The sequence below is a fragment of the Streptomyces sp. NPDC017520 genome (genome assembly GCF_044329855.1).
Lineage (GTDB): Bacteria > Actinomycetota > Actinomycetes > Streptomycetales > Streptomycetaceae > Streptomyces.
In genome coordinates, this window is the sequence record NZ_JBIRKB010000006.1 from 344251 (window position 1) to 365517 (window position 21267).

Below are 21267 nucleotides of genomic sequence, written 5' to 3' on the forward strand. Positions count from 1 at the left end.
TGACCATGTCCGGCGGCTGCGTCAAGGGGGCCGCACGTCCTGTGGACAAGCACGGGCACAGGGCACCCCGGCTGTGGAAAACTCCGCCCCGCCGGTGGGCACCCTGATCACCCCCGCCGGTGGGCACCCTGATCACCCCCGCCGGTGGGCACCCTGATCACCCCCGCCGGTGGGCACCCTGATCACCCCCGCCGGTGGGTACCGTGATCACCCCCGCCGAGGGGATCCGGGATCGTCGGCCCCTCTGGTACACCCCGGTCGCGCAGCCCTTCCCGGAGACCGGGCCTCGTCCTTCGCGGGGTCCCCCCTACGGGCGCGTACGCCTGGAGTCGGACGTGGATCCAGCCATCAGGGCTGACGACCCCTGTGGCCCGCGCCACTAACGTCGTTGACGTGACAGCCGTTATCGCTACCGAAGCCCTGAGCATGCGGTTCCCCCGGGTGACCGCGCTTGACCGGCTCACGTTGGACATCGGACCGGGTGTGACCGGTCTGGTGGGTTCCAACGGAGCCGGCAAGTCCACACTGATCAAGATCCTGCTGGGTCTCTCCCCCGCCACCGAGGGGCGGGCCGCAGTGCTCGGGCTCGATGTCGCGACCAGCGGCGCCGCCATCCGGGAACGGGTGGGGTACATGCCCGAGCACGACTGCCTGCCGCCCGACGTCTCGGCGACCGAGTTCGTCGTGCACATGGCCCGCATGTCGGGGCTGCCGCCCACGGCGGCCCGCGAGCGCACGGCCGACACGCTGCGCCACGTCGGCCTCTACGAGGAGCGCTACCGACCCATCGGTGGCTACTCGACCGGCATGAAGCAGCGGGTCAAGCTGGCCCAGGCCCTCGTGCACGACCCCCAGCTGGTCCTCCTCGACGAGCCGACCAACGGTCTGGACCCGGTCGGCCGTGACGAGATGCTCGGCCTGATCCGCCGGATCCACACCGACTTCGGCATCTCCGTGCTGGTGACCTCGCACCTCCTGGGCGAACTGGAACGCACTTGCGACCACGTCGTCGTCATCGACGGCGGCACGCTCCTGCGCTCCAGCTCCACCAGCGACTTCACGCAGACCACCGCGACCCTCGCGGTCGAGGTGACCGACAGCGACACCCACCCCGACGGCACCGGCGCGCTGCGCAGGATCCTCACCGACGCCGGGGTCACCCTCATCGGCCACGACGGGATCGACACGGAGGGACTGCCGGGCGCGGGCCACATCCTGCTGATCGAGGCGGCCGGCGAGGACACGTACGACCTGGTCCGCGACAGCGTCGCCGGGCTCGGGCTCGGCCTGGTCCGCATGGAACAGCGCCGCCACCACATCGCCGAGGTCTTCCGTACCGAACAGGGCGGGGCGCACAGCACCGCCGCCCCGGCCGCGGCCGCCACCGCCGGGGCCGTACAGCAGAAGGGAAGCGGTCGCGATGAGCACTGAGACCGGGACCGCGGCCGGGCGCGACGCCTCCCGGATCCACAACATCGGCTACCGCTCCTACGACGGACCGCGGCTCGGCCGGGCCTACGCCCGCCGCTCCCTGTTCTCGCAGACGCTGCGGGGCTCCTTCGGACTGGGCCGCTCCGCCAAGTCCAAAGTGCTCCCCATGCTGCTGTTCGGCGTGATGACGCTGGTCGCGGCGATCCTGGTGGCGGTCTCCATGGCCGCCCCGGACGCCAGCAAGCTGGTGGTCGAGTACACCTCGTACGCGATCTACCTCCAGGCCGTCATCGGCCTGTTCATCGCCGCCCAGGCGCCGCAGGCGGTGTCCAGGGACCTCCGGTTCAAGAGCGTCCCCCTGTACTTCTCGCGGCCGATCGAACGCGCCGACTACGTGGGGGCGAAGTTCGCCGCCACCGCCGCCGCGCTCCTCATCCTCACCGGCGCGCCGCTGCTCGTCCTCTATGTGGGCTCGCTGCTCGCGAAGTTCGACTTCACCGATCAGACCAAGTGGTTCGGCCAGGGACTGGTGTCGGTGGCGCTGCTGTCCGTGCTGTTCGCCGGTCTCGGCCTCGTGATGGCCGCCCTGACCCCGCGGCGCGGCTTCGGCGTCGCGGCGGTCATCGCTCTCCTGACCATCACCTACGGCGCCGTCTCCACGATTCAGGCCATCGCCTGGGAGACCGGGTCGGAGGGGGCCGTGCAGTGGCTGGGCCTCTTCTCGCCGATCACGCTGATCGACGGCGTCCAGACCGCGTTCCTCGGCGCGACCTCCGCCTTCCCCGGAGGGGAAGGCCCGGGCGCCGGTGCGGGTGTGGTCTATCTGTTCGTTGTTCTCGCGCTCGTCGCCGGCTCGTACGCCGTTCTGATGCGCCGCTACCGGAGGGTCGGGCTGTGACCACCATCGAGATCGACCACACCTCGCGCTGGTTCGGCAACGTGGTCGCCGTCAACGACGTCTCCATGACCGTGGGGCCCGGTGTCACCGGACTTCTCGGCCCGAACGGCGCCGGAAAGTCCACCCTCATCAACATGATGGGCGGATTCCTCGCCCCCTCGACGGGGAAGGTCACGCTCGACGGGCGGCCGATCTGGCGCAACGAGGCCGTTTACAAGAAGATCGGCATCGTCCCGGAGCGGGAGGGGATGTACGACTTCCTCACCGGCAAGGAATTCGTCGTAGCCAACGCCGAACTCCAGGGTCTGGGCGGAGCCGAGGCGCAGAAGGCGCTCGCCACGGTCCAGATGGAGTACGCGCAGGACCGCAAGATCTCCACGTACAGCAAGGGCATGCGCCAGCGCGTGAAGATGGCGTCCGCGCTGGTCCACGAGCCCTCGGTGCTGCTCCTGGACGAGCCGTTCAACGGGATGGACCCGCGCCAGCGGATGCAGCTGATGGAACTGCTGCGGCGGATGGGGGACGAGGGGCGCACGGTCCTGTTCTCCTCCCACATCCTCGAAGAGGTCGAGCAGTTGGCCTCGCACATCGAGGTGATCGTGGCCGGACGTCACGCCGCGTCCGGCGACTTCCGGAAGATCCGCCGGCTGATGACGGACCGTCCGCACCGCTATCTGGTGCGCTCCAGCGACGACCGGGCCCTCGCGGCCGCGCTCATCGCCGACCCGTCCACGGCGGGCATCGAGGTCGACGTGACCGAGAAGGCACTGCGCATCCAGGCCGTCGACTTCGGGCGGTTCACCGAACTGCTGCCGAGGGTGGCTCGTGAGCAGTCCATCCGGCTGCTGACCGTCTCGCCGTCCGACGAGTCCCTCGAATCGGTCTTTTCCTACCTCGTAGCGGCCTGAGTAGTGGCCTGAAAGGAGCTGTGCACCGTCATGTACGACCCCACAGTCGCCCGGCTCACCTACCGGGCCCTGCTCGGCCGGCGCCGGGCCGCCATCCTGTTCGTCCTGCCCGCACTGCTGCTGCTCATCGCCGCGGCCGTGCGCATGTTCGCCGGAGCCGATGACCAGATCGCCTCGGATGTCCTCGGCGGTTTCGCCATCGCCACGATGGTGCCGCTGATCGGCGTGATCGCGGGCACCGGCGCGATCGGCCCCGAGATCGACGACGGCTCGATCGTCTACCTGCTCGCCAAGCCCGTGAAGCGGCCCACGATCATCTTCACCAAGCTGATCGTGGCCATCGCGGTGACCATGGTGTTCTCCGCCCTGCCGACGCTTCTCGCGGGCCTGATCCTCAACGGCAACGGCCAGCAGATCGCCGTCGCCTACACGATCGCGGCGCTGGTCGCCTCGATCGCGTACAGCGCCCTGTTCCTGCTGCTCGGCACGGTCAGCCGGCACGCGGTCGTCCTCGGCCTGGTCTACGCGCTGGTCTGGGAGGCCCTGTTCGGCAGCCTGGTGGCCGGCGCGCGGACGCTCAGCGTCCAGCAGTGGTCCTTGGCGGTCGCCCAGAAGGTCGCGGGCGACGGCGCGGTGACCTCGGATGTCGGCCTGCCGCTCGCCACGGTCCTGCTGGTCGCGGTCACGGTCGCCGCCACCTGGTACGCGGGCCAGAAGCTGCGGGCACTGAAGCTGGCGGGCGAGGAGTGAGGCCTGCGGCCTGAGCCCCGACGACCCCCGCCCTTGTGAACATGGGCGGGGGTCGTCCTATGAGCGGACAGATGTGCGCGTAACCGTACGTTTATCGGGTCGTTGGGCAGGGTGCGTGGAGGCAACTGGAATCCGTGGCGTCGTAGCGATCGTGAAATCGGGGAATACCGGCACCGGGTGAGGCTCAGCCCACCGGACCGGTCATCGAGTGAGTGGCAACCGTGAGCGTCCTCCACCCCTGAAGCCCGGGGTGTGGGCCGTCCTCGTCATTCCCTCGTACGAAAGGCACACCCATGCCCACGGAAGTCGCCCTGCTCGAATCACGCGCGCTGCGCGTGGAGCAGATGGGGCGCGTCGACGTCCTCGACAAGGTGAAAGGCCTTGTCATGCTCCCGGACGGAATTCACGTTCGCACAGAGGACGTGGCTCGCTACTTCGAAGTATCCACAGGGGCGGTCAGGAGGCTGACCGACCGGCATCAGGAAGAGTTCGCCGAGAACGGCATGCGGGTGCTGCGTGGCTCTGACCTGCGGTCCTTCCATAGCGACATGATGTCGCTATGGGCCCGTGGCGGGGTGGAAAGTTATCCACAGGCGGCCACGCAACTGCGGTTGTACACCCGCCGCACCGTCCTCAACATCGCCATGCTTCTTCGCGACAGCGACATCGCCCGCTGCGTGCGTACGTACCTCCTCGACGCCGAGGAGTCGTTGCGCACGCAGTACGCCTCCCTGGACCAGCGCGTCACGCGCATCGAGAGCTGCCTCACCGGAGTCGGCAGCGCGCTCCAGGAGCTCGGGCCGGTGCTCGTGCGGATGTCGGAGCGGCTCGACAGTCTGGACCGCAAGGTGGAGGTGACGCACCAGGTGGTCGGGGCGATGAGCCTGCGGCTGACGGACGTGCAACAGGACGTCGTCCGCCTGGACGGGCGGCTGGACTCCTTCGCCCGGCAGCTGAAGGATCTGCGACGCCGTAGCGGGCAGCGCGGCTAGCGCGCGCTGAACCGAGAACGGCGGCCCGGCACCGTGGGAAACGGTGCCGGGCCGCTGTCGCGCTGTCCGGTGTGCGGATGGGTGTGCTACCGGGCGGGCTGCACGGGCGCCGAGCGGAGCAGCTCCTCCAGCACCACCGCGATGCCGTCGTCATCGTTGGACGCCGTGATCTCGTGGGCGACGGCCTTCAGGTCGTCGTGGGCGTTGGCCATGGCCACGCCGTGGTGGGCCCAGCCGAACATCGGGATGTCGTTCGGCATGTCGCCGAAGGCGATCGTGTCGGCGGCCTTCACGCCGAGCCGGCGGGCGGCCAGCGAGAGGCCGGTCGCCTTGCTCAGGCCCAGCGGCAGGATCTCGACCACGCCGGCCCCGGCCATGACCACGTCGACCAGGCTGCCGACCGCCGCCCGCGCGGCGAAGGCCAGCGCGTCGTCGTCCAGCTCCGGGTGCTGTATGTAGACCTTGTTGATGGGGGCCGTCCACATCTCGGTGGCGTCGTCCACGAAGAGGTACGGAAGCGGCCCCTCCTGCACTCGGTAGCCGGGGCCCACCAGCACCTCGCCGTCCAGTCCGTCGCGGCTGGCCGCCAGGTGCAGCGGGCCGACCTCCGCCTCGATCTTGGACAGCGCGAGACCGGCGAGCTGGCGGTCCAGGGTCAGCGAGGTCAGCAGCTTGTGCTCGCCCGCGTGGTAGACCTGCGCGCCCTGACCGCAGACCGCGAGCCCCTCGTAACCGAGGTCGTCCAGGATGTGCCGGGTCCAGGGGACCGCACGTCCGGTGACGATGATGTGCGCGGCGCCGGCCGCCGTGGCGGCGGCCAGGGCCTCGCGGGTGCGTCCGGAGACCGTGTCGTCCCCGCGCAGCAGTGTGCCGTCGAGGTCGGTCGCGACGAGCTTGTAGGGGAAGGTCACTTGGCGACCGGTTCCAGGACCTCGCGCCCGCCCAGGTACGGGCGGAGCATCTCGGGCACCCGGACCGACCCGTCGGGAAGCTGGTGGTTCTCCAGGATCGCCACGATCGTGCGCGGTACGGCGCAGAGCGTGCCGTTCAGCGTGGCCAGCGGCTGGACCTTCTTGCCCTCGCGCATCCGGACGGACAGGCGGCGGGCCTGGAAGCCGTCGCAGTTCGACGCGGAGGTGAGCTCGCGGTACTTGCCCTGGGTCGGGATCCACGCCTCGCAGTCGAACTTCCGCGAGGCGGAGGAGCCGAGGTCGCCGGTGGCGACGTCGATCACCTGGAAGGGCAGTTCGAGGGCGGTGAGCCACTGCTTCTCCCACTCCAGGAGCCTGCGGTGCTCGGCCTCCGCGTCCGCGGGGTCGACGTACGAGAACATCTCCACCTTGTCGAACTGGTGGACGCGGAAGATGCCGCGGGTGTCCTTGCCGTACGTGCCGGCCTCGCGGCGGAAGCACGGGGAGAACCCGGCGTACCGCAGGGGCAGCTTGTCGGCGTCGATGATCTCGTCCATGTGGTACGCGGCGAGGGGGACCTCGGAGGTGCCGACCAGGTAGTAGTCGTCCTTCTCCAGGTGGTACACGTTCTCCGAGGCCTGGCCGAGGAAGCCGGTGCCCTCCATGGCGCGGGGGCGGACCAGCGCCGGGGTCAGCATCGGGATGAAGCCGGCCTCGGTGGCCTGTGCGATCGCCGCGTTCACGAGGGCGAGCTCCAGCAGCGCGCCGATGCCCGTGAGGTAGTAGAACCGCGAGCCGGAGACCTTGGCCCCGCGCTCCATGTCGATGGCGCCGAGCGCCTCGCCGATCTCCAGGTGGTCCTTGGGCTCGAAGCCCTCGGCGCCGAAGTCCCGGATGGTGCCGTGGGTCTCCAGGACGACGAAGTCCTCCTCGCCGCCGACCGGCACGTCCTCGTGGACGATGTTGCCGAGCTGGAGCAGCAGCCGCTTGGCGTCCGCGTCGGCCTCGTCCTGGGCGGCGTCGGCCGCCTTGACGCCGGCCTTGAGCTGTTCGGCCTTCTTGAGAAGCTCGGTGCGCTCCTCGGGGGTGGCCTTGGGGATCAGCTTGCCGAGGGCCTTCTGTTCAGCACGGAGTTCGTCGAATCGGACGCCGGACGACCTGCGCAGCTCGTCGGCGGAGAGCAGGGCGTCGACGAGGTCGACGTCCTCTCCACGGGCGCGCTGGGAGGCGCGAACACGGTCGGGGTCCTCACGGAGCAGGCGAAGGTCAATCACCCCTCCAGGCTACCGGTGCGCGGATCTCGCACTCGAACCGATATTGCCGAGCGTGTCACTTTGACCGAATTGCCGGAATTGATATTTCTGAGGGGGAATCGCCTGCGGCGCGGACGTCGACGCCGATGTCGGCCCCCGTATCGGTAGCGATAACGGTGGTTAACTCCCCCGAACGGGGCAGAAGGTGTGGTCCGCCTTGACGCACCTACCTTGGGCGGGGCGGGAGTTGAGGGCGTGCTGTTCGTCGTGCTGCTGGCCGTTGTCCACAGGAGGCCCCGCGTCGGAATAGTTATCCACAGGCTGTGTGGGAGTTCTGTGGATGCTGAAGGGTATTTGCTTCGGAACGCGGATGAATCCCTGCTTAATCCCCACTCAAACGTGCTCCACGTGCTCGTTCGGGTGGGAATTGGTCGCCCTGAAGAGTTGATCAAGAGAATTGGGGCGACGTGGACGCCTCGTGCCGCCTGGCGCCTCTGTGGACGACTCCGGGTCGACTGGGTTGATTTGTCGATGATGTCGCATTGCCGTGTCGACTTGTCCCCAGGCTGAGAGTCCTCCTGTGGATAACTCTCCGGAGTGCGTGACTATCTGTAGATCGCACCGCTGCGGAGCGCGCAAGGAGACCGCCCCGGGAGCCTTCCCCTCGGAGCTTCTCGTGCCCGCCCGTCAGATCCGGCCGTCCTGGCTGCGCGCCAGCCAGTCGGATGCTTCCGTGAACGCCGTGTCCGACGTGCCCGCCCGCGGCGGCCCCACCTCGTCCGGGGAGACGCCCGCCCGCGGGTACGAGCCGAGGAACCGCACCTTCGGGCTGATCCGCTTCAGCCCCATCAGGGCCTCCCCGACCCGCCGGTCCGCGATGTGCCCCTCGGCGTCCACGGCGAAGCAGTAGTTGCCGATGCCCTCGCCGGTCGGGCGCGACTGGATCAGCATCAGGTTGACGCCGCGCACCGCGAACTCCTGGAGCAGCTCAAGGAGGGCGCCGGGGTGGTCGTCGCCCAGCCAGATGACCACGGAGGTCTTGTCCGCGCCGGTCGGAGCGGAGGGCCGGGCGGGCCGGCCCACCAGGACGAAGCGCGTCTGGGCGTTCTCCGCGTCGTGGATCTCCGTCACCAGCGGCTCCAGGCCGTAGGTAGCAGCGGCGAACTCCCCGGCGAACGCGGCGTCGTACCGTCCCTCCTGGACCAGCCGGGCCCCGTCCGCGTTGGACGCGGCCGACTCCCACAGGGCCTCCGGGAGGTGGGCCGCCATCCAGTTGCGCACCTGCGGCTGGGCGGCCGGGTGGGCGGTGACCGTCTTGACGTCCGACAGCTTGGTCCCGGGCCGTACCAGCAGCGCGAAGGTGATGGAGAGCAGCACCTCGCGGTAGATCATCAGCGGTTCCCCGCCGGCCAGCTCGTCCAGCGTCGCGGTGATGCCACCCTCGACGGAGTTCTCGATCGGCACGAGCGCCGCCGCCGCCTCGCCGCTGCGCACGGCGTCCAGGGCGGCCGGCACGGAAACCATCGGGGCGAGTTCCCGGGTGGCGGCTTCCGGGAGCGTACGGAGGGCGACCTCGGTGAAGGTGCCTTCGGGACCGAGATAGGCGTAGCGCGTGGCTGACATACGGTCACCCTAATGCGCCCCGCGAGGCCCGCCGAGCAGTCTCAGAATGCGGTCGAAAGGGCACGGGATGACCACGCCACCCGTGCTTTCCGGCCGGAGCCCGCGCGCTCCCGGTCGCCGGGGCCCGCGCGCTTCCCGGTCGCGGGGCCCGCGCGCTTCCCGGTCGCCGGAGTGCGCTTCCCGGCCGGAGCGAGGACGGGGCGAAGACGGCCCGGGCGCCCCTACGACTCCAGCAGCCGCTGTCCCACGTACTCGCCCTCCGCCGCACCGCCCGGGACCGCGAACACCCCGCTCGCCTCGTGCCGGAGGAACGGCGACAGCGCGTCGCCCCGATCGAGCTTGCGCTGCACCGGCACGAAGCCGCGGAACGGGTCCGCCTGCCAGCAGACGAAGAGGAGCCCGGCGTCCGGAGCGCCGTCCTCCGCGATGCCGTCGTGGTACGAGAACGGGCGGCGCAGCATGGCGGCCCCGCCGTTCTTCTCGGGCGAGGAGATCCGGGCGTGGGCGTTGTCGGGGATCACGAGCCTGCCGTCCGGGCCGGCCTTGTCGAGGTCCATCTCCGTGGTCTCGGTCCCCCCGCTCAGGGGCGCCCCGTCCGCCTTGCGCCGCCCGATGACCCGTTCCTGGCGCTCCACCGGAAGCTTCTCCCAGTCGTCCAGGAGCATCCTGATCCGGCGGACGACGGCGTAGGAACCGCCCTCCATCCACTCCTGCGGCTTCCCGGGGGAGGCCGGGACGAACACGCGCCGGTCGAAGTCCTCGTCGGTCGGCTTCGGGTTGCCGGTCCCGTCGATCTGGCCCATCAGATTGCGGGCGGTCATCGGGCGGGCGGTCGCGCCGGGGGTGCGGTTGAAACCGTTCATCTGCCACCGCACCCGTGCCGTGCCCGCGGCTTCCTTCTGGAGGGCCCGCAGGGCGTGGAAGGCGACCAACGCGTCGTCGGCGCCGATCTGCACCCACAGGTCGCCGTTCGACCGCTCGGCGTCGAGGGCGTCGGCGGAGAACGCGGGCAGCGGGTCGAGCGCGGCGGGCAGGCGGGCGGTCAGGCCGGTGCGCGCGAAGAACGTACGGCCGAAGCCGAAGGTGACGGTCAGGGACGACGGCCCCGCGTCCAGGGCGATCCCGGTGTCGTGCCCGGGGCCGTCCGGCCCGCCCGCCGTGGGGCGGCCCGCCATCAGCTCCTTCGCCACCGCGGACCAGCGCCGCAGCAGGGTCGCCGCCTCCTTGCGCCGGGCGCCCGCGGCCAGGTCGAAGGCGACGAGATGGCCCCGGGCCTGAAGCGGAGTGGTGATCCCCGGTTGATGTTTCCCGTGAAACATCGCCTCGGCCGCCCCGACGCTCGTCAGCGCGGCCGTCTCCTCGGGGCGGGTGGCGGCGTACCCGGCGGCTCCGGCCCCGGCCCCGAGCACCAGCCCCGTGGCGCCCGCCGCGCCCGCCGTGCCGAGCAGCCGCCGCCGCGATACGCCGGTACCGCCGGCGTTGTCGGCGCCCGGGGAGCCGGGGGCGGGGCTGCCCGGGGAGCCGGCGGCGGCGGTCGCGTCCGGAGTCTGCTTCTTGGTCTTGCTCACCGTGCTCAGCCGATCTTCGCGTTCTTGTCGATGGTGACCTGGTCGATGTCGGAGGTCCTTACCGTCACGTCGACCTTCCAGTCCCCGGCCATCGGGATCTGTACGCCGCTCGCCGTCCAGTGCCCCTCGGCCAGCCGGTCCGGGACGACCGGCAACGGGCCGATGTCCTTCGCCTCCAGAGTCAGGGCCACCTTCAGCTCGGGAACGTCCATCGGCTCGCCGTCGCTGCCGTCGATCCACACATGCAGATCGTTGGATCCGGTGCGGCCGGGGTCGATGTCGATGCGGACGGTGCCCTTGCCGTTCTCGCCGCCGGTGTCGAACGGCATGCTCAGGTTGACCGGGCCGCCGGCGGCGGGGGCGGTGGCCGCGGTGGCGCCGGCCGCGGCCTCCTCCTCCGTACGGCCGGGTTCGGTGGACGTCAGCATGGTGGTGACGGCCAGCAGGACGACGGCGACGGCGGCTTCGGCCAGCACCGAGCGGCGCAGCCCGGAGCGCTCCGGGTCGGCGTCCCGTACCCGCTTCTTCTTCGTCGCGGTCAGAACGGCCCGCTGCCGGGCCAGTTGTGCGGCGCGCTCGGGGGCGATGTAGTCGGAGGTCTTGGAGGTTTCGGAGGTCTTGGCGGTCTTGGAGGTCTCGGAGACATCCGCCGACGTGGCCGGGGCGGTGTTCCCCGGCTCCGTCGCGGCGTCCTCTTCCTCGGCTCCGGAGGAGGAGGCGACGGCGGTGTCCGTCAGCCGCCCCGTCCAGCGCCGGGAGAACCAGGCGACGGCGAGCAGGACGGCGATCAGCGCCACCTTGAGGATCAGCAGCTGTCCGTAGCGCGTCCCGGTCAGCGCCGACCAGGAGCCGACCTGGCGCCAGGACTGGTAGATCCCGGTCGCCGCCAGGACCATGACGCTGCCGAACGCGACCGCGGAGAAGCGCCGGACCGCGGCGCTCCCGATGTCCGGCGTCCGGTAGAGCGCCACCAGGAGCGAGGCGAGCCCACCGAGCCACGCGGCGACGGCCAGCAGGTGCAGGACGTCCACGGGCATGGCGATGGACGCCTGGATGCCGGTCGAGGCGTGCTCGGACATCGCCCAGGTGGCGGCGATGCCCGCCGCGACGACCCCGCCCCCGACGGCGAGGCCGAAGGTGAGGTCCTTCTTCTCCCGCTCGTCCTCGCGCCGGGCGTACGTGCCGAAGAGCACGGCGATGAACAGGGCGGCGGCCCCGAGCAGCAGCAGCCGGGAGACGAGGGCGGCGCCGGGCTTGGTGTCCAGGACGGACTGGAGCCCGGCGAGGTCGAAGGCGTCGGCGAACTTCCCGCTGCCCGTGTACGGGTTGCGCAGCAGCAGCATGACCAGGGTCGCCACGGTCAGCGTGAGCCAGCCGCGGACCACGAGCCGCTGCATCGGCGGGGCGGACGTGCCCCGCCGCCAGCAGACCAGGACGAAGGCGCTGCCGCCGACGAGCAGCACGAATCCGCCGTAGGCGGCGTAGCGCGCGATGTCGTAGAGGACGCCGACCGGGCCGCCGCCCACCTCCTGGGCTGACAGGGCCACCGTGGTCTCGGACGGGGCGCCGATGGAGAACGTGAACGCGCCGGAGATGGGGTGGCTGTCGGCGGAGATCGCCTGCCAGGCCACCGTGTAGGTGCCGTCCGGCAGACCGGTGTGGAGTGCGACGCCGTAGCGGACGGTGGAGCCCTCGGAGAGGTCGCGCGGTTCGGCCTCGGTGTCGGCGCGCTTGCCGCTGGGGTCGAGGACGCGGATGGAGTCATCGCCCACGGCGATGGCCTCGGAGAAGCTGAGGGTGACCTCCTTGGGCGCGGTGGCCACCACCGCCCCGTCCTGCGGGTCGCTCCCGGTGAGGGCGGCGTGCGCGGACGCCGGGCCCGCGCCGGCCAGCAGCAGCCCGAACACCAGGCTGAGCAGCGCGGCGAGGGACGCGGCGGCGGCGACGGGCCGTCGTATCGGGGAGGGTCCGGCGTACGGGGCGGTGGCAGACATCGATTCAGTCCCTCACTGCTTCTTCGGGTTGTGGGTGGTTTCCTTCACCGGCAGGTCGACCGTGATGAGGCCGGCCTTCTCGAAGTGCAGCTCGACGGAGACCTTCTCGCCCTGCTTGGGCTTCTGCTTGAGCTTCATGAACATGATGTGGTTGCCACCGCGTTCGAGGTCGAGCTCGCCGCCCGCGGGCACCTCGAACGAGGAGACCTCGCGCATCTTCTGGTTCTTCGTCTCGTGGATCGTGACGTCGTCGGAGAGCGGACTGGTCACCGAGGTGAGCCGGTCCCCGGCATCGCCGTTGTTCTGGACGACGAGGAACCCGGCGGCCATGTCGCTGACGGGCTGCGGGAGGTACGCGCCGACGACCTCCAGGTCGGGCGCGCCGTCCGACGAGCAGCCGGCCAGCGTCAGCCCCGTGGTGAGGGCCAGGACGCCGGCGACGGCCGCCCGGCGGTTCACGGGGCCTCCCCCTTGAGCAGCTTGGGGAGGTCCTTCGTGTACTCCTCGGCGGTGGTGTCCTCGCCGTAGAGCACGTACCCCTTGTCCGTCTTCGGGGAGAAGGCGATGACCTGGGCGCCGTGCATCGAGACGACGGTCCCGTCCTTCTCCTTCTTCGGCGCGTCGATGCCGATGCCGATCTGCCGCGCCCCGGCCTGGATGGTCGGGAAGTCGCCGGTGAGGCCGGTGAAGGAGGGGTCCTGGGCGGAGAGCCACTTGCCGAGCGAGGCGGGGGTGTCGCGCTCGGGGTCGGTGGTGACGAAGACGACCTGGAGCTTCTCCTGGTCGGCCTTGGGCAGCTCCCGCTTGGCGAGGGAGATGTTGCTCATGGTCAGCGGACAGACGTCGGGGCAGTTGGTGTAGCCGAAGTAGATGAGCGTCGGCTTGCCCTTGGTCGCCTCGCGGAGGTCGTACTTCTTGCCGTGGGTGTCGGTGAGGACGAGGTTCGGCTTGGTGAACGGCTGGTCGAGTACGGTCGCGGCCTGGTCCTTCGGCGCGGCGTTGACGTCGGCGATGGCAGAGGGCTCCGCCTTGTCGTCAGCGGTGCCGCAGGCGGAGAGGGCCAGTGCGGCCGCGGCGGCGAACGCCACGGCCGTCACTGCTTTTTTGTTGCGCATGGGATGAGGTGTCCTGAACGTGGTGCGGGTGAGGGAACCGGCCGGTCAGGCCGTGCGGCGACGTCCGGCGAGCACGCCGAACGCGATGCCACCGATGCCGATGACGATGCCGATGATGCCCAGCGTGCGGGCGGTGGTGTCGCTGGAGGAGGAGGACGCGGCGGTGCTGCTCTCCTTGGCCGACGTGTCGGTGTCGGCGGCTTTGTGGTCGTCGGTCTTCTCGGCGCCGTCGGCCGCGCCGCCGTGGCCGCCCTCGGCGGCGGCGGTCAGCTTCAGGACGGGGGCCGGGCTGTCGGGCTCCTCGCCGCCCGCGGTGGGCTCCTCGATCCAGCGGACGACTTCCTTGTTGTCGTACGTCTGGATCGCCTTGAAGACGAGCTGGTCGGCGTCCTCGGGAAGCGCGCCGACGGAGACCGGGAACTGCTGGAAGTAGCCGGGGGCGATCTCGCCCTCGTCCGCGGTCCAGGTCACCTTGGAGACGGCCTCGGTGATCTTCTTGCCGTGCACCTCAAGAGGCTTGTCGAGCTTGCTCCTGGAGATGTCGATCTTCCAGCCCGGGACGGCCTGCGGGGTGACGGACGACAGCGGGTGGTCGGCCGGGAAGTTGACTTCGAGCTTCACCGTCGAGGCCTGGTCGCGCTCGTTGGGGACCTTGAAGTTGAGCGTGGCGTATCCGCCCTTGGCGGCCTCGCCGACCGGCTGGACGCTGACGTGGGCGGCGGCCGGGCCGGCGATCAGCAGGACGGTGGACGCGGCGACGCCGCCGGCGAGGGCGATACGGGAAAGCTTCATGGCAGGAATCTCCACGGGGGAAACGGAACACGGTGGTCCGGCGCGCGGGGTGCGCGGCGGCATCGCGACACCTCGGGGTCCCGGTTCCGCGGGCGTGCGTGCACAGGGACGTGCACGGACGGGTCCCACGGGGTCGGCGGAGGCGTCGCGTCAGGCTGCGAGGGCGTACGGGGCCGGAGGCCCGCGCCTGATCACCAGGTGTTGCAGAGGATCCCCGGCGGCCGGTACCGGCACGTCGTCGGAGTGACGCGGGACGCGCGGTCCGGCCATGAGCTGCTCGCGCGCCCCGGCCCGCAGGGCGCGGACGAGGGCGAGCGCGGCCCGCAGGGACCGCAGCCGGGCCCCGGCCGCCAGTGCCTGGGCGCTGTGGGCGGAGAGCCGGGCCAGTTGGAAGAGGGCGATCTCGCCGCGCCGCAGCAGCCAGCCGGTGGCGAGCGCGACGAGGACGTGGGCCAGGAACATCGACAGGCTCGGCAGCAGCGCGGAGACCGCGGCGCAGACCTGCGCGATGCCCCAGACGCCGTCCGGCGCCGCCGACGCGGCCGTCCCGACCGCCCCGGCGGCACCGCCGTCCGGGAGATGGCCGTGGGCCCCCGTGAGCGTCGCCGGGTCGATGCCGGCGGAGGAGACGATGCGGTGGGCGTCGGTCGCGGTCAGCTGCTCCGGGCCGGCGCCGCAGACGAGACCGGCGGCGAACCGTATGACCGGGTTGTCGCCGCCCGTGGGCGCCGCGGCGGCAGGGGCGCCGGCGTGGCTGCCGTACGCGAAGAGCACGTGCAGGAGGAACTGGCCGCCGGCCAGCGCGCCGACGATCGACGGAAGGGAACGTTCCCGTCCGGCGAGGACCGTGGCGACGGCGAGGACGCCGAGGAATCCGGCGAGCAGTGTCCACGCGGGGACGGGCGCTCCGGCGGCGAGCGCGTGTCCGGCCGCGGACAGCACGACGCAGGCCGCGGTGAACACCGCGGCCCTCATGAGCCGCAGACCGGCTCCTGCGTGTGCGAGAGGCGTGGACATGGCCGGGCCATCATCGCACTGCACCCCCCTGTGCGGTACGGCAGGTCCGGAAGATCAGGCTCCGTCCGCAACCGTGCTTGTTACGCCCGTTCGTGGGGGATGTACGGATCGGGGGAGCGGGCTTCAGGCCACCGGACGGACGGCCGTGACCTGGTGCCGGGCGGGTACATACACCGGGCGGCCGAATATCCACATCCGCCGAATGAGGGCTCCTTCACCCGATCCGTGCTTACGAGGTGTCGAGTGCGGCAATACGTATCGATACGTCGAGCCGCAGCCAGGAGGCTGAAAGATGAGCATCTGGTGGTCTCTCCATTTGCGGCGCGAAGCTGCGAGCGTCCCGCTCGCCCGTCGTTTTCTGCTCGGCACCATGGAAACCGCAGGGGTGGATCCGGACATCTCGTTCGACCTGTCGCTCGCGCTCAGCGAGGCCTGTGCGAACGCCGTCGAACACGGCGGCGACCGCACGGCTCTCGGGGAGCCGGGGGATTCCGGGTACGGACGCCCCGCCGCGGACTCCGGGCAGTACCGGGTCACGGCCTATCTCGACGGCGAGAAATGCCGTATCGAGGTCAGCGACTCGGGGCCGGGCTTTCCCGCCCGGCGCGCGCTTCGCCCAGCCGCGCATTCCGAACAACGCCCGCAGCATCCGCAGCACCCGGTCCCCCCGGGGGACGCCGAAGCCGAGAGCGGCAGAGGGCTCGACCTCATCCAGCAGCTCTCGGACCACGTCCAGTTCGGCAACCGGCCGGGCCACGGCGCGGTGGTGCGCTTCGACAAGGTCCTGAAATGGCGCGAGGGCGCGCTGCTCACGGTGTAGTGAGCGGCGCGCCCGCGCGAGAGGTACGGCGGTGCGTCAGCCCTTCAGCCGCGCCATCCAGGCCTCGACCTCGTCCGCCTGGCGGGGCAGCGTGTCGGAGAGGTTCCGGTTGCCGTCCTCGGTGACGAGGATGTCGTCCTCGATCCGGACGCCGATGCCCCGGTACTCCTCGGGCACGGTCAGGTCGTCGGCCTGGAAGTAAAGACCCGGCTCCACGGTCAGGCAGACACCCGGCTCCAGGACGCCGTCGACGTACGCCTCGGTGCGCGCGACGGCGCAGTCGTGGACGTCCATGCCGAGCATGTGGCCCGTGCCGTGCAGGGTCCAGCGGCGCTGGAGGCCGAGCTCCAGGACCTTGTCCACGTCCAGGTCGCCGAGCAGGCCCCACGCGACGAGATTCTCGGCGAGGACGCGCTGCGAGGCGTCATGGAAGTCGCGGAAGGTGGCGCCGGGCTTCACGGCGGCGATGCCCGCCTCCTGGGCCTCGTACACCGCGTCGTAGATCTTGCGCTGGAGCGGCGAGAACGTGCCGTTGATCGGCAGGGTGCGCGTCACGTCGGCGGTGTAGAGGTCGTTGGTCTCCACGCCGGCGTCCAGGAGCAGCAGCTCGCCGGCGCGGACGTCGCCGTCGTTGCGGACCCAGTGCAGGGTGGTGGCGTGCGGACCGGCGGCGCAGATCGAGGCGTAGCCGATGTCGTTGCCCTCGATGCGGGCGCGCAGGAAGAAGGTGCCCTCGATGAAGCGCTCGCTGGTCGCCTCGGCCTTGTCCAGGCTCTTCACGACGTCCTCGAAGCCGCGCGCGGTGGCGTCGCACGCCTTCTGCAGCTCGGCGATCTCGAAGGCGTCCTTCACCAGGCGGGCCTCGGAGAGGTAGACGCGCAGCTCCTCGTCGCGCTCCGCGGTGACCTTGTCGGTGAGGGCGGCCTCGACGGACGCGTCGTGGCCGCGCACGTTGCGGACCGGGCCGGTGGCCTCGGTCAGCACGGCGGTCAGCTCGCGGACGTCCTTGGCGGGGATGTTCAGCAGCTGCTCGGCCTCGGAGAGGGAGTTCCGTCGGCCGACCCACAGCTCGCCCTGGCCGTCGAGCCAGAACTCGCCGTTCTCCCGGTCGGAGCGCGGCAGCAGGTAGAGGGTCGCCTCGTGCCCGCTGCCGGTCGGCTCCAGGACGAGCACGCCGTCCTGGGTCTGGTCGCCGGTGAGGTACGCGTACTCGGTGGAGGCGCGGAAGGCGTACTCGGTGTCGTTGGAGCGGGTCTTCAGGTTGCCCGCGGGGATGACCAGGCGCTCGCCGGGGAAGCGGGCGGAGAGCGCGGCGCGCCGGGCGGCGGTGTGCTCGGCCTGGGCGATCGGCCGGAGGCCGTGCAGCTCCGTGTCGGCCCAGCCGGACTTCATGTTCTCGGCGAGCTCGTCGGAGACGCCCGGGTACAGGCCGTTCTTCCGCTGCTTGACCGCTCCTGCTTCGTTCTCCTCGGTCTCCTGCTCCGGGTTCTCCGGGATGAGCTCCTCAGACACGATGTGTTTCTCCTTGAGTACGACACTGGACCATCACCCATCGTACGGGCGTACGGAAGGGGGCCCAGGGCCGAAGGACCCGTTACCGGAGACCGCCGCCGGATCGGTCGAAGGGGCCTGTCGGCGGGGCCGGCGCGGGCGGTCGGACTGCGGGGGCGGTCGGCCGGCGTGGGCGGCCAGGCGGGGTGGGCGGTCGGCTGACGTGGGGGCGGTCAGTCGAAGTGGGCGGCGAGGATCACGACGTCCTCGGCGGAGTCGCTCCGGTCGAGGCCGTCGGGGAGCATCGTGCGCAGGACGTGGTCGGCGGCGGCCGCCGGATCGCGCCGGTCCGGTCTCGGTACGGAGGCGGCTGCGGAGTGCAGCCGGGCGAAGGCGCGGTCCATGGGGTCCCCGGTGCGGCGCAGCAGCCCGTCCGTGTAGAGCAGCACCGTTTCACCGGGCGCCGGGCTGAACTCCACGCTCGGCGCTTCCCAGCAGGCGAGCATCCCCAACGGGGCGGAGAGCGTGGTCTCGACGAACTCGCAGCGCCGCTCGCCCAGGACCAGAGGCGGGGTGTGCCCGGCCCCGGCCAGCACGACCTTGCGGGCGGCGGGCTCGCAGTAGGCGAAGAGGGCGGTGGCGGTCCGCGCGGGTTCGGTGAGCCGCAGCAGCAGCTCCAGGTCGGAGAGGACGGCGACGGGGTCCTCGCCCTCCATCACGGCGTACGCCCGCAGGCTGGCGCGCAGCCGGCCCATGGCCGCCATGGCGCTCGGCCCGGACCCGCCGACGGAGCCGACGGCGAGCCCGAGAGCGCGGTCGGGCAGCGGCAGCGCGTCGTACCAGTCGCCGCCGCCCCGGGGGCCGGTGCGGTGCCGGGCGGCGAGCTGGACGCCGGGGATCCGGGGCAGCCGGCTGGGGAGCAGCTCCTCGGCGACGGCGGCGACGTCCGCGCGGGCGCGCTCCAGCTCGATCAGGCGGGCCAGGTGCTCGGTGGCGTAGCGCGCGTAGAGGCCGGCGAGGTGGCGCTGCTTCTGTGCGGGCTCGGCCGGTTCGTCGTAGAGCCAGACGGCCGCGCCGAGGCGGCCGGCCGCCCCGGAAGCGAGCGGGAGGGCATAGCTGGCGGCGTAGCCGAGCCGGGTGGCGACCTCGCGGTGCCGGGGATCCAGGCCCTCCTCGCCGAGCAGGTCGGGGCTGGTGACCCCGTCGGCGGTGTCCGGCAGCCCGTCGAGGACCCGGCCGAGCGCGGTGGCCGCGCGCGGCACGGTCTCGATGTGGCCGAGCTCGGCGTGGTCAAGCCCGAGGCCGAGGGTGGCCGAGGGGCCTTCGCCGTTCGCCGGTTCCAGAACGAGAAGTCCGCGGCGGGCGCCGACGAGGGCGGCTCCGGCGTGCAGCAGCTCGTTCAGGGCGTCGTCGAGGGTGCTCGTCCCGGCCAGCCGCTCGGTGAGTTCGTGCAGGGTCGTGAGGTCCGATACCCAGCCCGCGAGCCGGTCCTGGATGAAGACTCCGGGCGGTCCCGGGACCTCCGTCAGGGGAGCGTGAGTGTGCGTTGAAACCGAAACTTCTGGATCGATTCCAGCCACTTTCGGCAGGTGTGGGGCGCTCATGGCAGCCAGCTTTCCGACCGGTGTGATTCGTCGAATAGCATCGCAAACCCCCATGTGATTCTGCGCCACTATCAATGCATCCACATGTACACGCACAAGTAACCCGATGTCCAGCATTGTCCCTTCGAGGACCGGGTGATTCCTGCTCTCCCAGTGTCGGTTAACTTGGCCAAAAAATGCACCCCATGGACGCTATTCGCGATCGACTGGGGCTGCTCAACAGGGGCACCTCCGGGGTACAAGTCGCCGGAGGAGCGTCATCCCGGGCATGCTGGGTACGTAAACGGTGATGCGCGGGTGCGGTTGTGATCGCCCAGGAACCCGGCAGCGGGTTCAGGCGTCCTTACCCGTGAAGGTGACGCACCCGCCCCGGACGGCGGGGTTCGCACCAGGGACGGCAGGCGAGGTGCGTGCCGCCCTCGCCTGAGCGATCGTCGGCCCGGCTCGACCCGCTCGGTTCGACCCGCACGACTCTGTCAGGGCAGCACGACTCCGCTCGGCCGGTCCGACCCGTTCGGTCGGTTCGGCGCCGTTCGGTTCGCCTCCGCTCGACTCTGCTCGGTTCGGCTCGGTTCGGCTCTGCTCCACCCCAGATCGGTTCTACTCGGATCGGTTCCACTCGGCTCGGCTCGGCTCACGCTCGGTAGCGGCGGCACGCCCGTACCGCAGAAGTGATGAGCACGCACGCACAGCGAAGAGATACGCACGTGGTGTCACACACGCGTGTGTCATGTGGACTCGGCGTTCAACGGAAAGGAACGAGCGCTCATGCGCGAGATCCTCGGAAGGCGACGCAGGCTCCGGCTCCGGCGCAAGGAGGGGGCCGCCCGACTCGACGCGGCCCTGGCCTGCGCCACCGTATGGCAGTGGCCCGTGCTCCCCGGAGTGGGGACGGCGCAGGCTGGCCCGCGCGGCGAGAGCGGCGGCCTCGGCTGCGCCTGCCCCGAACCCGACTGCGCCGTACCGGGCGCACACCCCTTCGATCCCGGCCTGCTGGCGGCCACCACGGATGAGCGCATGGTGCGCTGGTGGTGGACCCACCGCCCCACCGCCCCCGTGCTGCTGGCGACCGGCGGCCGTGCCCCCTGCGCGGTGAGCCTGCCCGCCGTGGCCGGCGCCAGAGCACTCAGCGCCCTCGATGTCCTCGGCCTGCGGCTCGGCCCCGTCGTGGCGACGCCCACCCGGTGGTCGCTGCTCGTGGCTCCGTACGGCCTGGAACGGCTCGGCGAACTGCTGTACGCGAAGGACTGGGTGCCCAGTTCGCTCCGGTTCCACGGTGAGGGAGGCTATCTCGTCCTGCCACCGTCCCGGACCGGCACGGGTCAGGTCCGTTGGGAGCGTCCCCCCGCGCCGGTGGCGACCTCCACCGCCGCCCCGGTGTCCCACGGGCCGGCGAAGGGCGGGGCTCCCTCGGTCGCGGCGCCCTGGCTCCCGGATGTGGAAGCGGTCCTGGACGCCCTGGTCGAGGCGAGCACCGGCGCCCCGGGCGGCGGTAGCCGGCTCGCCCACTGACCGGGGCGGGCGGAGAGCGCGGCGCCCGGGAGGTGTCTGGCTTACGGTGCCCGGCTCACGGTGTCTGGCTTACGGTGTCTGGCTCCCCGTGCCCGGCTCACTCGAACGGGAGTGAGCCGGGCCGGCCGCATCACCGGCAAACGGGTGTGGCGGGCGACCCGGCGGTGCGCATTGCGTCGATACCGGCGCCCCGGCGCCAGGAATTCCGCGCAGTCGCCCGGCGGAGCCACCGTGAATCTCCGCACGATCGGTCTCGCGGCTGCCGCCGTGTTCGCGCCTGGCTGCTGCCGCTGGGCGCTTCCGCGGATCCCGCCGTTGCTCCGGATGACATATCGGTGCTCCGGCCTCATCCGCTGCGAAATCGCCTGGTGCCTCGCCAGAAAGCGTGCACGCCAGGGCTTCTGATCTCCTATCCGGAGAGAAACCATTCGCCCCTCTCCGTTGTTGCTGAAATCGCCATCGAGAATGAGCGCGGAAGCAGGATCTCTGCCCGAGTTTGATCGTTCGGCCTCTTTCGGCGGTGACGATCACTGGGACAGCGCGGAGTGCAGGGGCGGCGGGGGCGGCCGGTGGCACCGGAGGGCGTCG

At 71.1% G+C, this 21267-nt stretch carries 18 protein-coding genes; 7 read left to right on the plus strand and 11 right to left on the minus strand.

Going from position 1 to position 21267, the window contains the following annotated elements; genetic code table 11:
• Positions 1 to 426 precede the first annotated feature (426 nt).
• The 5 genes from ACH4KB_RS17320 to ACH4KB_RS17340 all read left to right on the plus strand — a co-directional run bounded on the left by ACH4KB_RS17320 (position 427) and on the right by ACH4KB_RS17340 (position 4979).
• Positions 427 to 1431, plus strand: coding sequence for an ABC transporter ATP-binding protein (locus ACH4KB_RS17320; RefSeq protein ID WP_398066894.1), 1005 nt, complete (start codon positions 427 to 429; stop codon positions 1429 to 1431).
• Entirely contained in the window at positions 1421 to 2329 is a 909-nt protein-coding gene (locus ACH4KB_RS17325; protein WP_398066775.1) for an ABC transporter permease, read from the plus strand. Before ACH4KB_RS17320 ends, ACH4KB_RS17325 begins: the two co-directional genes overlap by 11 nt.
• The gene (locus tag ACH4KB_RS17330) at positions 2326 to 3237 is read left to right on the plus strand and encodes an ABC transporter ATP-binding protein (protein ID WP_361872827.1); all 912 of its coding nucleotides are present in this window, start codon (positions 2326 to 2328) and stop codon (positions 3235 to 3237) included. The genes ACH4KB_RS17325 and ACH4KB_RS17330 overlap by 4 nt, the downstream gene beginning before the upstream one ends.
• Before the next feature lie 30 nt (positions 3238 to 3267).
• The gene (locus ACH4KB_RS17335) at positions 3268 to 3987 is read left to right on the plus strand and encodes an ABC transporter permease subunit (protein ID WP_398066776.1); all 720 of its coding nucleotides are present in this window, start codon (positions 3268 to 3270) and stop codon (positions 3985 to 3987) included.
• A gap of 293 nt (positions 3988 to 4280) precedes the next feature.
• On the plus strand, positions 4281 to 4979 hold the full coding sequence (locus ACH4KB_RS17340; RefSeq protein ID WP_398066777.1) for a hypothetical protein: 699 nt from the start codon (positions 4281 to 4283) through the stop codon (positions 4977 to 4979).
• Between the two features lie 86 nt (positions 4980 to 5065).
• Here ACH4KB_RS17340 and ACH4KB_RS17345 read toward each other — a convergent pair whose 3' ends face one another.
• The 9 genes from ACH4KB_RS17345 to ACH4KB_RS17385 form a co-directional block, all read right to left on the minus strand.
• A complete protein-coding gene (locus ACH4KB_RS17345; protein ID WP_398066778.1) occupies positions 5066 to 5890 on the minus strand; it encodes an HAD family hydrolase in 825 nt (274 codons plus the stop codon).
• On the minus strand, positions 5887 to 7164 hold the full coding sequence (serS, locus tag ACH4KB_RS17350; RefSeq protein WP_398066779.1) for a serine--tRNA ligase: 1278 nt from the start codon (positions 7162 to 7164) through the stop codon (positions 5887 to 5889). The genes ACH4KB_RS17345 and serS overlap by 4 nt, the downstream gene beginning before the upstream one ends.
• A 666-nt stretch (positions 7165 to 7830) precedes the next feature.
• A complete protein-coding gene (pheA, locus tag ACH4KB_RS17355) occupies positions 7831 to 8766 on the minus strand; it encodes a prephenate dehydratase (protein WP_398066780.1) in 936 nt (311 codons plus the stop codon).
• Between the two features lie 221 nt (positions 8767 to 8987).
• Positions 8988 to 10334 (minus strand): iron uptake transporter deferrochelatase/peroxidase subunit, encoded by a 1347-nt coding sequence (gene efeB / locus ACH4KB_RS17360; RefSeq protein WP_398066781.1) that lies wholly within the window; start codon positions 10332 to 10334, stop codon positions 8988 to 8990.
• A gap of 5 nt (positions 10335 to 10339) precedes the next feature.
• Positions 10340 to 12328, minus strand: a complete 1989-nt coding sequence (locus ACH4KB_RS17365; RefSeq protein WP_398066782.1) for a copper resistance CopC/CopD family protein — start codon at positions 12326 to 12328, stop codon at positions 10340 to 10342.
• A 12-nt stretch (positions 12329 to 12340) separates the two neighbouring features.
• The gene (locus ACH4KB_RS17370; protein WP_398066783.1) at positions 12341 to 12787 is read right to left on the minus strand and encodes a copper chaperone PCu(A)C; all 447 of its coding nucleotides are present in this window, start codon (positions 12785 to 12787) and stop codon (positions 12341 to 12343) included.
• Complete coding sequence (locus ACH4KB_RS17375) at positions 12784 to 13443, minus strand: SCO family protein (protein WP_398066784.1); 660 nt, start codon at positions 13441 to 13443, stop codon at positions 12784 to 12786. Before ACH4KB_RS17375 ends, ACH4KB_RS17370 begins: the two co-directional genes overlap by 4 nt.
• Before the next feature lie 45 nt (positions 13444 to 13488).
• The gene (locus tag ACH4KB_RS17380) at positions 13489 to 14235 is read right to left on the minus strand and encodes a YcnI family protein (RefSeq protein WP_398066785.1); all 747 of its coding nucleotides are present in this window, start codon (positions 14233 to 14235) and stop codon (positions 13489 to 13491) included.
• Between the two features lie 150 nt (positions 14236 to 14385).
• Positions 14386 to 15252, minus strand: coding sequence for a hypothetical protein (locus ACH4KB_RS17385; protein WP_398066786.1), 867 nt, complete (start codon positions 15250 to 15252; stop codon positions 14386 to 14388).
• 292 nt (positions 15253 to 15544) lie between these two features.
• Between ACH4KB_RS17385 and ACH4KB_RS17390 the strand changes: the two genes are divergently transcribed.
• Positions 15545 to 16072: an ATP-binding protein gene (locus ACH4KB_RS17390; protein ID WP_398066787.1), complete on the plus strand. Its 528-nt coding sequence runs from the start codon at positions 15545 to 15547 to the stop codon at positions 16070 to 16072.
• 36 nt (positions 16073 to 16108) lie between these two features.
• On the opposite strand, the gene ACH4KB_RS17395 is transcribed toward ACH4KB_RS17390, so the two are convergent.
• Together ACH4KB_RS17395 and ACH4KB_RS17400 are read right to left on the minus strand one after the other, a co-directional pair.
• Positions 16109 to 17584, minus strand: a complete 1476-nt coding sequence (locus ACH4KB_RS17395; RefSeq protein ID WP_398066788.1) for an aminopeptidase P family protein — start codon at positions 17582 to 17584, stop codon at positions 16109 to 16111.
• Positions 17585 to 17796: 212 nt separating this feature from the next.
• Positions 17797 to 19284, minus strand: coding sequence for a PP2C family protein-serine/threonine phosphatase (locus tag ACH4KB_RS17400; protein ID WP_398066789.1), 1488 nt, complete (start codon positions 19282 to 19284; stop codon positions 17797 to 17799).
• Positions 19285 to 19935: 651 nt separating this feature from the next.
• On the opposite strand from ACH4KB_RS17400, the gene ACH4KB_RS17405 reads away from it, so the two are divergent.
• Complete coding sequence (locus ACH4KB_RS17405; RefSeq protein WP_398066790.1) at positions 19936 to 20679, plus strand: bifunctional DNA primase/polymerase; 744 nt, start codon at positions 19936 to 19938, stop codon at positions 20677 to 20679.
• Positions 20680 to 21267: the final 588 nt, after the last annotated feature.